Genomic DNA, 13,681 nt, shown 5'->3' with positions numbered 1-13,681 from the left:
AAAAAACAGCTACCGCTTATAGCGATAGCTGCTCCTTTATTATTTCGCACTCACAATCTTATAATAAGAACGAACTGTTATGAAGTAATATCCGATATAAATGACACCGTATACTCCAATACTAATTAGAAGCGGAATCATAATTTCAAATGGTAGTATGTTCCCTAAACCTTTTAATGCAAACAAGCTGTGCAGGATTCCGATTACTAACGGAATCGCAAAGATAAAGCTTACTTGTTTTGCGATAGCTTTTTTCATTTCTTGTTTTGTGACCCCTACTTTGTGAAGTACAATATAGCGCTCACGATCAGCATTTGCTTCTGTTAATTGCTTAAAGTAAATGATAGAACCCGTTGCTAGTAAGAATACAAGTCCTAAGAACATTCCGATAAACATCATTAGTCCCGTTCCTTCAAGCCCCATATGGAAACCAGTGTAGAAATCTCTAAATGGTGGTACCATTTCTGATTCACCAGCTGGCATCACTTTTGTTAATTTTTCTGTTAACACTTTACTATCTTTTTCATCTTTTACATCAATATTTTTTACAACGCGTGTTCCAAATGCTTGCTTCGCTTGCTCATACATTTCATCTGAAACGACAACAACTAATTCACCTAAATTTGTAATCGCAACGTCATTTGCACCTTGGATTTTTAATTGCTTCGTTTCATTTCCAATTTGGAATACTGCTTTGTTTCCTTTATATTGTGGACTAAACTCATGCCCTTCAATATATGAACTATCATATATAAATGCTTCACCAGCAGCTACATTCACTGTTTCTGCGTCGATTTTTTTAGCAAGTTTATTAAATTCAGACTGAGACATAAACTGATATTTCTCTGAAATCGTGTAATTCATATTAAGAATGAAATCAACTTTGTCTCCTTCAAACTTCCCTTTTACAGGAACTGTCTCAATTTCAAATTGATCTTTAACAGGGTGATTCTGCTTCTCTTCCGCAAGAATCGTATTTACTTTCTTATCTAGTTCTGCATCTTTTTTCTCATAAGAATAGCTGTATGGTGTAAATGCTTTTGATTGCGTAAATGTGTTGTAATACATCGTAACTGACGTACCAACCGCCGTTAATGTCACTGCACTTAAAATAGAAATTGTCGCAAGTGACTTTGCATTTCCTTTAATACGATATAATAACTGTGACGTCGTTACCATATTCATACCGTTATAAAACGATGATTTATTATTTCTTGCACGTTTTAATACGAATACTGTAAAGAACATAAATAGTAAGTACGTACCTAATACTGTCGCAAGTAAAATATAAAGTGCAACTGCCATAAAGTCTGCATATTTAACTGCCTTCATAAACATTAACGCTAAGAAATAACCTGAACCGATTAAGAAAACTGAAATTAATGCCATAATGACAGATCCTTTTGGCATTGCTTCTCCTTCACGTTCTGCGCGGAAAAGTTCAATTAACTTGAAGCGATAAATTAAACGATATCCTTGAAGTGATGTATACAATATAATCACAAAGAAAATAAGTGCTGTATCGATAATGGCAGCCATCGGTACTTCAAAACGAACATTTAAGTTTAATCCCATCATACTTACTAGTAACTCAAGGAATAATTTTGAAAGGACACTACCAATCGCAATCCCGATTACTAATGACATTAATCCCATTAACATATTTTCATAAAACAGCATTTTACCAATCTGTCTTTTACGAATACCTAATAAGGAATATAATCCAACTTCTTTTTTACGTTTCCTTGTAAAGAAACCGTTTGAATATATAATGAACACTGCTACGAAAATAATAAGCATCACACTGGAAACTTGGAACGCTCCACTAATCTTTTTAGAAGCTTCCGCTGCTTTTTCCATTTGCGAATTGTACTGCAATGCTTTAAATGTAAAATAAATAACGATACTAAAAATCATAGATGCAAAATATACAAAGTAGTCTTTAAAGTTCCGCTGTATGTTGCGGAGGGCAATGCTAGATAAGGTCATCAGCCATACCTCCAGAAATAGAAGACATTACGTCAACGACTTGTTGGAAGAACTGTTTACGCGTTGATTCACCGCGGTGCAATTCTTTATATAACTCACCATCTTTAATGAAAATAACTCGTTTACAATAACTTGCCGCAAACGCATCGTGCGTTACCATTAAAATTGTAGAGTTATCATATTCATTTAACGACTTCATACTTTCAAGTAAATCTGTTGCTGATTTAGAATCAAGCGCTCCAGTTGGCTCGTCCCCGAAAATCATACTTGGATTCGTAACGATTGCACGTGATGCCGCGCAGCGCTGTTTCTGTCCGCCAGATACTTGATACGGGAACTGACTTAAAATATGATCAATGCCGAACTTTTTCGCAATTTCAAGAACACGACGATCAATTTCATTTGCCTTTACTTTCGATAACGCAAGAGGTAACGCAATGTTCTCTTTTACCGTTAACGTATCTAATAAGTTATAATCTTGGAAAATGAAACCTAAATGATCGCGGCGGAATAACGCTAACTTATCATCATTCATTTTCACGATATCTTTTCCATCAATTAAAATTTCACCGTTCGTCGCATTATCAATTGTAGAAAGAACGTTTAGTAAAGTCGTCTTACCAGAACCAGAAGGCCCCATAATTCCAACGAACTCACCTTCTTTTACTTGTAAGTTAATACCTTTTAACGCTGCAAATTTATTACCACCCGTGTCATACACTTTTTCAATATTTTTTGCTTCTAACACTGTTTTCATCTCGACATCCCTCATTTCTTCTATTCTCTATTTTCAACTATATACACTCTCTACTCTTGCCACTATCGATGTTTCTTACACAAACATGACAGTTATGTAAGGCACATAAGTAAAGACATCAAAAAGTTAACGTAATGAATCAAAGTACTTTGTTACTATAACATTGGGATATCATGCCATCCATTCATTCTCCTTACAGGAACATTACAATTTTGTAAGGTAAAAAATGCACCTACAAAGTTGTGCACGAAATGTCGGATGGAGCTATTTCGTTCCTGCTATTCTATGTACAGAGGAGGTCATAATATGGATTCACTTAAAAACATGAATGCTGCAATGCGCTATATTGAAAACAACCTAACAAATGAAATGAATTTTAAAGAAGTTGCGAGGCTAGCTTACTGCTCGGAATATCATTTCAAAAGAATGTTTTCTTTCCTAGCTGGCATATCACTATCAGAATATATTCGTTGTAGACGTCTTACTCTCGCTGCTTTTGAACTAAAAAATAGCGATACAAAAGTCATTGATGTCGCTATAAAATATGGCTACAACTCACCAGATTCATTCTCTCGTGCCTTTCAAAATTTGCACGGTATAACACCTTCAGAGGCCCGAAATAGTAGTCATTCTTTAAAAGCCTATTCACCAATGACCTTCCAGTTATCGATTCAAGGAGGAACTGAAATGAACTATCGAATTGAAGAAAAAGACTCATTTCGAATTATAGGTATTACAAAACGAGTACCGATTGTATTTAACGGTGTAAATGAAGAAATCGCTTCTATGTGGAAAAGTCTAACTCCACAGTCCATTCAAACATTAAAGATGCTTTCAAATGTGGAACCAAATGGAATCATTAGCGCCTCTACTAACTTTTCTGAAGGAAGAATGGAAGAAAAAGGCGAACTTGATCACTACATTGGAGTAGCCACAACGAAAGATTGCCCAGAGCAATTCGCACAACTTGAAGTCGCAGCTTCAACGTGGGCTATATTTGAAGCTGTCGGTCCATTTCCTGATGCATTACAAAATGTATGGGGGCGTATTTATTCTGAATGGTTTCCTTCTTCGAACTATGAACTAGCAGAAGGACCAGAGATATTGTGGAATGAACAGAAAGACGTAACCTCTCCAAACTTCAAAAGTGAAATTTGGATACCAGTTTTAAAGAAATAAAAAATAAAGCTGCTCTTCCTTAAAAGGAAAAGCAGCTTTTATTTACATTTTTAGTTCTTTTTTATAAGCAACATATGAATAGCCCATCGTTAATCCTACCGCCCCAATAATAATTCCTATCATTAAGAAGGCTTTCCATGCTGCCGGTGCAAAAATACTTAAAATCATAATAACGCCTAATACAACAAACACCTTTCCACTAAAACGGTGCGTCTTTCTCCACACTTCTTCGTTACTTAACGTCCACGGTGTTTTTATACCTACAAAGTAATTTGGTTTACATTGTGGTAAATAGTTTCCGATGACTATAAATAAAAGACCAACAAGAATATATGGTGTACTATTCATTGGAATGTCATAACCTAATCCTATTCCAATCACAAGCATGTTTACTAAAAATAATACCACTAATACGCTATAATTCATTATCATATAACTTCTAGAAAACTTATCGTAATTCTTTTTCTTAGGATCCATTTTAGGGGTAACTGTCAATAAAACATAAGTGAAAATCATAATTCCAAGTAGCAACAGCATTGCATTAAATTTGGAAGCAAAACCATTCACACCTTCAGTCCCCCAATGAACTGCCATTGTGTCAGGCAAATTCGGCCAGGCAAATGCCCAAGCTAAACAAGTTATAATAATTAATAAGATTGCAAAAAGATGTTTTTTCATTTCCCCTCTTCCCCCTTATTCGTAAATGTAAACACCCAAGTCAACAAATCTTGAAATACAGTTGTATTCAAAGAGTACACAACAAATTGGCCTTTCTTTTCATCTTGAATAAGTTCAGCATTTTTAAGTGCATTTAAGTGGTGTGAAATACTTGGCTTCGTCATATTGAACTGTTCTGCAATTTCCCCGGCGGTTAGATCGCCTTCTTTTAATAAATCTAAAATTTTTCGCCTTGTTGGATCTGCTAATGCTTTGAATGCTTGATTCAATGTCTTTCTTCCTCTCACTAATTAGACATTTAGATATTTATCTAAATATTAAACTGATTACCGTTATTTGTCAATTATATCCAGCGCCCTTTTTTACTTTTCACACTTTTGACTTATACTGTTTACTAGCTTATATTTCAACATAATGAAAAGACATGAAACACATGGTACACTATAGCTACAAGTGTTTTTTTGAGGAGGAGTATACATATGTACAAAATCTTAATCGTTGAAGATGATCCAAATATTTCATCATTACTGCAATCTCACATTCAAAAGTACGGTTACGACGCTGTTGTTACTGAAAACTTTGATGATATTATGGAATCGTTTAACGCAGTGAAACCACACCTTGTTTTACTTGATGTAAACTTACCAAAATTCGATGGATTCTACTGGTGCCGTCAAATTCGCCATGAATCTACTTGTCCAATTATTTTCATTTCCGCTCGTGCTGGTGAGATGGAGCAAATTATGGCGATTGAAAGCGGTGCGGATGATTATATTACAAAACCGTTCCACTACGACGTTGTAATGGCGAAAATTAAAGGTCAATTACGCCGTATTTACGGTGATTATGCGCCAAATATTTCTGAACGTATCGTTGAAGTAGAAGGTTTAAAACTATTCCCTGAACGTCCAGAAATTCATTTTGGATCTGAGCAAGTTCTTTTAACGAAGAAAGAAGCTATTTTAGCAGAAATGTTATTATCTAAATTCCCTCGTACAGCGAGCCGTGAAGATTTATTAGCTGCCCTTTGGGATGACGAGAGCTTCGTTGAAGAAAACACATTAAACGTAAACATTACGCGTCTTCGTAAAAAGTTCAATGAGCTTGGTATTGAAAATGCTATTGAAACAGTACGTGGACTTGGGTATCGTTTTAACGCAACTTGGAGTGAATAAGCATGAAGCTATTTTTACGTGATCATTTTGCATTTTTTCTACTGTACGTATTAAACTTCGGTATCATCTTCGTTCTTTATGATGCAGTAGATGGATTTCAAAATAATAAATTTTACTTCGTCGTTTTAAGTTTGTATTTATTCATTTGTTTCCTCGCTTATCGTTATGTTCGCAATCGTAGAATGTACCATAGATTAAGTGAGCAACCAGAAAAAATGGAAGATGCTTTTATTGAAAGAGCAACCGCTCCGATGCCTCATGGTGTAAATGAACTCGTGCGTACGCAGTATCGTCTATTCCAAAAAGAACTACAATCGTATGAAGTAAAACAACAAGAACATCAATTATTCATTAACCACTGGGTGCATCAAATGAAGACACCTGTGTCCGTTATGCAGCTTATGGTGCTAGAAATGGAAGACGAACATTTAATTCCAAAGTTTAAACAGGAATTAGATCGTCTGAATCAAGGGCTTGATATGGCTTTATATATGGCAAGATTAAATAACTTCCATGAAGATTTCCATGTCGAAACAATTTCATTAAAAGATACGGTAACAAAAAATATTAACGGCCTAAAAGAACTATTCATTCGTAACGGAGTCTTCCCTGTTTTAGAAGTTCATTCTGATTTAAAAGTTGCTTCTGATGCGAAATGGCTAAAATTTATCATCTATCAGTTAATGACGAATGCTGTTCGTTACTCTGGTGAGCGCGGAAAGAAAGTGTTCTTATCTGCTTACCGAAACGGAAAAGATATTATTTTAGAAGTTCGTGATGAAGGTGTTGGTATTCCGCAAGAAGATATTCGAAGAGTATTTGAACCGTTTTACACTGGGAAAAACGGTCGTACATTTGGAGAATCTACTGGTATGGGACTTTATATTGTAAGTAAAATTTGTGATTATTTAGGTCACTCTGTCAAACTAGATTCTGAAGTTGGTAAAGGAACGACGATTAAGATCATCTTCCACAACGCTGCAAGTAATCAAGCAGAACATACGGAGAAGGTGACCGAAGCATGATCGTGACATATGCTAGCAAAATGTATGAGAACTTACTCTCATACATTTTTTGCAATAAAACTACATATTTGCCTTCTAGCGGGAGGTACGTATTATGACATTTTGGCAGTTTGCCTTTAAAAATGTAACACGTAATTCCAGAGCTTATTTTGCTTATTTCGTAAGTAGTTCCTTTTCCATTGCTGTTTTCTTTTCGTTTGCTGTTTACTTATTTCATCCGAAATTACAAAACTTTGGCATGGTCTCTGAAATTTCAGGATTAATGATATTTTCAGAAGTTATCATTGTTTTGTTCTCGTTCTTCTTTCTACTTTATTCAATCGGATCTTTTTTAAAAGTTCGTAAAATGCAATTTGGTGTTTTAACCGTTTTAGGTATATCAAAAAAGCAATTACATCGACTCATTTTCACTGAAAATATGTTAATTGGTATCTTATCTATCTTTTTCGGCATGCAGTTTGGATTTGTCTTTTCGCAATTTTTCTTATTAGTAACAGCGAAAATTACACATCTACCAGGACTATATTTATATTTGCCGACGAATGCTTTCATTTTAACAACAATTGTATTTCTTAGTCTCTTTATCGCTGTATCTTCATTTACACCAATGCTAATTCGGACGAAAAAAACGGTACATCTTTTAAAAGCTAATAGTGGAAAACAAAAAGAAAGAAAACCATCCATATTCGTCTCTCTATTTGGTGCTATCTGTTTATTAGGGGGTTATATTTTAGCGGCAAACCCTAAATATTTCTTCTCAATAAATCCACAAGTAGGCGTTATATATATGGTTTCAAGTATTTTTGTGATCCCAACGCTTGTTACAATTGGGACATATTTCTTCTTTTCGCAAATTAGTTTCTTACTTATTTATATTTTAAAGAAAAGAAGAAAGTTTTATATGAAACAGATTAATATGCTTTGGATTTCGGATTTAGCAAGCCGCATCCGAACGAATATTAATATGCTGTTTATTGTAGCGATGCTATCTACAATTGCTTTCACAATGATTACGTTCCTATATGGAGTCGGAAAGTTTACAAAGCTAGAGGTTACGCGAAGTTCACCTTTTCCATTCTCTTATTTTTCTTATGACGCAAATCCTTTTGTGGACGATCATTTAAATTGGCTTGAACAACAATTAAAAAAAGAGAATTTCTCTTATAAAAAAATAAAGGCTGATTTATATGAAACACCACTGAAAGAAGATGAGGGTATAACTGCTTATAATGACATATATGCAATGAAACAAAGTGACTATAACAAACTTGCAGCTTCCTTACGAATGAAACAACTATTCATGAACGATAATGAAGCATATGTCTTAACAGGTAGCGCTTATGTAACTTTATTCAGCGAGTTTGAGCCAAGTTACAATAGAAAGTCTATTACACTTTCTAGCACAAATACGCAATTACAAGTAAAGGGCTATGAACAAGCAGGGGCCATTCCATCTAACTTTTCATATCAAACTTTAATTTTACCTGACACTGTTGTAAACAACTTACCAAATACAACAAAGCATGTAGCAGCGTACAATTATAAAGTAGAAAACTGGGAAAAGACGTATAAAATTGCTGATGATTTTATAAAAAAAATACAAAGAGATCGACAGGAATTCCAATACGAAGGGGCCATTATACACTCCTATGAATCAGCAGGCTCATTATATAGAATCACATCAGGAAGTGCCGCATACTTCCTAATCGGGACATTTCTAGGAGTCATTTTCTTTATTGGAGCTGGCAGCGTTCTTTACTTCAGAATGTATTCTGATTTAACGAGCGAGCAGGAAAAATATGTAGCCATTTCAAAAATTGGTGTAACAGATGCAGAGATGAAACGATCTGCATCCATCCAACTTAGCATTTTATTTTTCGTTCCATATGTTATGGCATCCATTCATACAATGTTTGCAACAAAAATGCTTCAAGATGTAATTGATTTATCACTATTCAAAGAAATTTCAGCTGTTCTTATTATTTTTGGCGTAGTTGAAATCGTCTTTTTCTTATTCATTCGTTCCTTTTACATGCAAAAGTTATCAGAGTATACGAATGGTTAAATTTTATGAATGTATTTAGTAGGGGAAAAGGGTATCTCTTATATCCTTTTCCTCTTCACTCTACAGGAGGTCTAGGTGAATGACATTTTGGCAGTTTGCATTTAAAAACGTCACACGGAACGCCAGAGCTTATTTCGCCTATTTTGTAAGCAGTGCGTTCTCCATCGCAATTTTTTTCTCATTTGCAGTTTATTTATTTCATCCTAAATTGCACACGACAGACGTGAATTATGCTCTAAGCATATTAATGACAATTTCAGAAGTTGTCATTGTGTTCTTTTCATTTTTCTTTTTACTATATTCGATTGGTACTTTCTTAAAAGTACGAAAAAGACAATTTGGGATTTTAACAGTACTTGGCATATCTCAAAAGCAATTAAAGAGGCTCGTATTTCTAGAAAACATGCTAATTGGTGTCCTATCCATATTTTTTGGTATTCAACTTGGACTTGTCTTTTCACAGTTCTTTTTATTAGTTACGGCCAAAATTACGCATGTACCTGGTTTATACTTATATTGGCCTACAAGTGCTATCGTTTTAACGATTATCATCTTTCTTGGGCTCTTCATTCTCGTATCATCTTTTACACCGATGCTCATTCGTACGAGAAAAGCTGTACGACTTCTAAAAGAAGGAACAAAACAAAAGGAAAGAAAAGCATCCGTGCTCATCTCTCTATTTGGTGCGACGTGTTTAATATCTGGATATGCGTTAGCCGCAAATCCGCTGTATTTTATGTCGCTAGGTGACATCATTGGGCTTTTATATGCCATCTCTAGTATATTTGTCATTCCGTCGCTTATTGCAGCTGGAACATACTTTTTCTTTTCACAAATTAGTTTTTTACTTATTCGTATTTTAAAAACTCGAAGAAAGTTTTACATGAAACGAATTAATATGCTCTGGATCTCTGATCTAGCATCGCGCATTCGTACGAATATTAATATGCTCTTTATAGTAGCGATGCTATCGACGCTCGCTTTTACAATGATTACATTCTTATATGGATTCGGGAAGTTTACAAAGTTTGATGAAATTAGGAAAAACCCTTTCCCGTTTACGTATTTATCTCATACTGAAAATACGTTAGCTGATGAACATTTAAACTGGTTAGAGCAAAAATTTAATGAAGAGCACTTTACTTATACAAAATTTAAAACGGATATATATGAAGTATCTTCAGCTGAAGATAACACGCAGCTCTATTATGCCATTAAACAAAGTGACTATAATGTACTTGCTAAGGCTTTAAATTGGGAAACGCTCACGGTGAATAAGAATGAATCTTATATTCTTATGAAAGACTTAGATGATCAGGTTATTGGAACACTTCATAATCAAGAAAAGAAAAATACTCTTACACTTACTCAAAACAATTTACAACTACAAGTGAAAGAATATAAAGGTTATAACCCATTCCCAAATCGCTTAATATACCAATTGCTCATACTATCTGATGAAAATGTAGAAGCATTATCCACCGTTTCAAAACAAATGAGTGTATATAGCTTTAAAGTTTACGATTGGGAAAAAGCACATAACATCGGTTCGGCATTTATAACAAAAATTGATAATGACAATGCCGCAATTCAAGCAGAGCACCCACCTTTTCATGCAAGTGAAGCAAGCGATTCTCTATACAAAACGAAACTAAATGTCGCTTCCTTCTTCTTAATTGGTACTTTCTTAGGTGTTATTTTCTTTATCGGTGCTGGTAGTGTTCTTTACTTCCGGATGTATACAGATTTAACAAATGAGCAAGAAAAATATGTAACGATTACGAAAATTGGTTTAACTGCAGCTGAGATGAAACGTTCAGCGACAATTCAGCTTGCGATTCTTTTTTTTGTCCCTTACATTATGGCATCGATCCATACGATGTTTGCGACAAAGATGCTACAAGACATATTACATCTCTCGTTCTTCGCTGAAATTACAGTCGTACTTATGATTTTTGGAACAGTTGAAATTTTATTTTTCCTTTTAATTCGTTCCTTCTATATGCAAAAATTATCACAACACATTAAGTTTTAAAAAGCAGAAAGGTGATTACTATGGAAGAAGTTTTACACATAAAAAACGTTTCAAAAGTGTATGAAGGAAAAGTCCCTCATACTGCTTTAAAAAATATAAATTTACACGTGGATAAAGGTGAATTTGTTGCTATCATGGGGCCATCTGGTAGCGGTAAATCTACATTTTTAAACGTTATCTCTACAATTGATTCCCCTACTTCTGGTGATGTCGTGATTAACGGAAAAAAACCGCACACATTTCGTAGGGAAAAGTTAGCTATTTTCCGCCGCCAAGAGTTAGGGTTTGTTTTCCAAAACTTTAACCTACTAGATACACTAACAATCGGTGAAAATATCGTACTACCTTTAACATTAGATAATGTTCCATTAAAAGAAATGGATGAAAAGCTTGATAACATTTCAAAAAAGCTTGGAATTGATCATATTTTAGACAAGCGTATCTTTGAAGTGTCAGGAGGACAAGCACAGCGTACCGCAGTAGCACGTGCTGTTATTCATCATCCTTCCCTTCTACTTGCCGATGAACCGACAGGAAACTTAGATTCAAAAGCAGCAATTGATGTAATGGAGCTATTTACGAAATTAAACAAAGAAGAAGATGCAACGATTTTAATGGTTACGCACGATCCGTTTGCAGCAAGTTATTGTAACCGCGTCATTTTCATTAAAGATGGCGAGCTTTACAACGAACTACACCGCGGATTATATCGCGAGAAGTTTTATCAAGAAATATTAGATGTTTTAGCATTATTAGGAGGAAGACGTGGATGACATTTTGGCAATTCGCATTTAAAAATGTCTCGCGCAATTCGAAAGCATATTTCGCTTATTTTGTAAGTAGTGCGTTTTCTATCATGGTTTTCTTTTCATTTACTGTATACGCGTATCATCCGCGCTTACAAATTATGAATAAATTGCAGGAACAAGATCCGCTCATGAACTTAGCTGGCATGGCACAGTTTGTTATCGTTTTGTTCTCGTTCTTCTTTCTCTTATATTCTATCGGGACATTTTTAAATGTCCGGAAACAACAATTTGGCGTTTTAACTGTTCTCGGTATTTCACACAAACAATTAAAACGCCTTTTGTTTACTGAGAATATGATTATTGGAATACTAGCTATCTTTGCTGGTATTCAAGGCGGTCTTGTTTTTTCTAACTTTTTCTTACTCGTTACTTCTAAATTAACAAATGCAAAAGGTCTCTATTTATATTGGCCAACAGAAGCAATCATCGTTACAACAGTAACGTTTATCATTTTATTTTTCATCGTTTCTACGTTTACACCGATGTTCATTCGTACTCGTAAAACAACACAGCTCATTAAGGGGACAAAAAAAGGAGACAAAGAAAAGAAACCATCTATACTTATTTCGATATTTGCTTTAATTTGCTTAACATTATGTTATTATATCGCCGGTTATCCACAAGGCTACGTAACAGAAAAAAATGTACAGAATGGCTCTGTAGTCTTTATTATATTATCTATTTTGCCTCTCGTAGTAGTCGGGACATATCTATTCTTTTCGCAAACATTTCTTCTCTTTATCTTCATTTTAAAAAGACGAAGAAAGTTTTATATGAAGCAAATAAATATGTTATGGATTTCAGATTTAACTAGCCGTACTCGTAGTAATATTAATGTTCTCTTTATCGTCTCTATGTTATCAGCACTTGCATTTACAATTATCATCGGATTATTTGCCGCTAATAACAATACAAAAGCTTCGATATTAGAACGATATCCTTTCCCCTTCACATACGTAACCAAAGGTGAAGATGCATTAGAGCAAAAACACATTGCTACAATTGAAAAGGAGCTTACAAATGCTAATTTTCAATACAATAAATACAAATCTACAGTATTAAAAGATACAGCTTTAAAAGAAGACGTTGTTCTTATGAAAATGAGTGACTATAACATACTCGCCAAACAATTAAAGAGACCAGCAATAACTCTTGATTCTACACAAGTTTATATTATTTCTCGTTACTCGCCAGAACTCTTAAATCTTGTATCAAATCCATTTGCAAAACAAAATACAATTACACTCGGATCAAATAAAAAGGAGTTCTCTATTAAAGGATTTATTAATAAAGGGATAGAGCCGTCTTTCTTATTACCCCATTTAATTGTTATTCAAGATACTGTAATTGATAATTTGATTCCTCATATTGAAACAATAACGCTATATAATTTTTTTGTGGAGAACTGGGAAAATTCAATTACTCCGACAAAAAATATTTCGCATACTATAAGTGAAGATGTGCGTGATTTTTATGAAAAACATAAAGAAGAAGATGCTCAAGTCCCATTTTCCCTTTCTACAGCCGCGGATGATCTACACTACAGTAAAGGCAATTCAATTGCTACTTTCTTTATTTGGGCGTTTCTTGGCTTTATTTTCTTTATCGGGGCAGCTAGTGTTTTATACTTCCGTATGTATAATGACTTAACGACCGAAAAACAAAAGTACATTACAATTACAAAACTCGGCTTAACAGAATCGGAAATGTTTCGTTCAGCAACGATTCAATTAGGAATTTTATTTTTCATTCCTTATATCGTTGCTGGTATTCATACAATATTTGCGATTAAGTTTCTACAAAGCATGTTTGCTTTTCCTTTATTAAAAGAATTAATCATTATACTTACGTTGTTCGGGATTATCGAGATTATTTTCTTCTTCTTAATCCGTTCTCTGTACATTAATAAATTATCACAGCATATCAAGATATGAATAAAATGGCCTTGTGCATATTGCACAAGGCCATT

General features: G+C 34.4%; 11 protein-coding genes. 7 read left to right on the top strand and 4 right to left on the bottom strand.

Features of this window, described 5'->3' with window-relative positions:
- Positions 1-39: 39 nt before the first annotated feature.
- Positions 40-1,989: an ABC transporter permease gene (locus ACUN28_RS04830; protein WP_445423355.1), complete on the bottom strand. Its 1,950-nt coding sequence runs from the start codon at positions 1,987-1,989 to the stop codon at positions 40-42.
- Positions 1,976-2,746, bottom strand: a complete 771-nt coding sequence (locus tag ACUN28_RS04825; protein WP_016085793.1) for an ABC transporter ATP-binding protein — start codon at positions 2,744-2,746, stop codon at positions 1,976-1,978. The genes ACUN28_RS04830 and ACUN28_RS04825 overlap by 14 nt, the downstream gene beginning before the upstream one ends.
- 306 nt (positions 2,747-3,052) lie before the next feature.
- On the opposite strand from ACUN28_RS04825, the gene ACUN28_RS04820 reads away from it, so the two are divergent.
- On the top strand, positions 3,053-3,925 hold the full coding sequence (locus tag ACUN28_RS04820; protein ID WP_016136892.1) for an AraC family transcriptional regulator: 873 nt from the start codon (positions 3,053-3,055) through the stop codon (positions 3,923-3,925).
- A gap of 42 nt (positions 3,926-3,967) precedes the next feature.
- Here ACUN28_RS04820 and ACUN28_RS04815 read toward each other — a convergent pair whose 3' ends face one another.
- Complete coding sequence (locus tag ACUN28_RS04815; RefSeq protein ID WP_016085791.1) at positions 3,968-4,603, bottom strand: SdpI family protein; 636 nt, start codon at positions 4,601-4,603, stop codon at positions 3,968-3,970.
- On the bottom strand, positions 4,600-4,872 hold the full coding sequence (locus tag ACUN28_RS04810; RefSeq protein ID WP_001070536.1) for an autorepressor SdpR family transcription factor: 273 nt from the start codon (positions 4,870-4,872) through the stop codon (positions 4,600-4,602). The genes ACUN28_RS04815 and ACUN28_RS04810 overlap by 4 nt, the downstream gene beginning before the upstream one ends.
- Positions 4,873-5,082: 210 nt before the next feature.
- Between ACUN28_RS04810 and ACUN28_RS04805 the strand changes: the two genes are divergently transcribed.
- The 6 genes from ACUN28_RS04805 (at position 5,083) to ACUN28_RS04780 (ending at position 13,646) form a co-directional block, all read left to right on the top strand.
- Positions 5,083-5,778: a response regulator transcription factor gene (locus ACUN28_RS04805; protein ID WP_000276732.1), complete on the top strand. Its 696-nt coding sequence runs from the start codon at positions 5,083-5,085 to the stop codon at positions 5,776-5,778.
- A gap of 2 nt (positions 5,779-5,780) precedes the next feature.
- Positions 5,781-6,803, top strand: a complete 1,023-nt coding sequence (locus ACUN28_RS04800) for a sensor histidine kinase (RefSeq protein WP_000765354.1) — start codon at positions 5,781-5,783, stop codon at positions 6,801-6,803.
- A 94-nt stretch (positions 6,804-6,897) separates the two neighbouring features.
- Positions 6,898-8,868 (top strand): FtsX-like permease family protein, encoded by a 1,971-nt coding sequence (locus ACUN28_RS04795; RefSeq protein WP_016085790.1) that lies wholly within the window; start codon positions 6,898-6,900, stop codon positions 8,866-8,868.
- Between the two features lie 79 nt (positions 8,869-8,947).
- Positions 8,948-10,903, top strand: a complete 1,956-nt coding sequence (locus tag ACUN28_RS04790) for an ABC transporter permease (protein ID WP_016085789.1) — start codon at positions 8,948-8,950, stop codon at positions 10,901-10,903.
- 20 nt (positions 10,904-10,923) lie between these two features.
- The gene (locus tag ACUN28_RS04785; protein WP_000393250.1) at positions 10,924-11,676 is read left to right on the top strand and encodes an ABC transporter ATP-binding protein; all 753 of its coding nucleotides are present in this window, start codon (positions 10,924-10,926) and stop codon (positions 11,674-11,676) included.
- Positions 11,673-13,646, top strand: coding sequence for an FtsX-like permease family protein (locus ACUN28_RS04780; RefSeq protein WP_016136893.1), 1,974 nt, complete (start codon positions 11,673-11,675; stop codon positions 13,644-13,646). Before ACUN28_RS04785 ends, ACUN28_RS04780 begins: the two co-directional genes overlap by 4 nt.
- The last annotated feature ends 35 nt before the right edge of the window (positions 13,647-13,681 follow it).

This window comes from Bacillus sp. WC2507, assembly GCF_052656125.1.
This window is presented reverse-complemented; position numbering and strand designations above follow the sequence as displayed.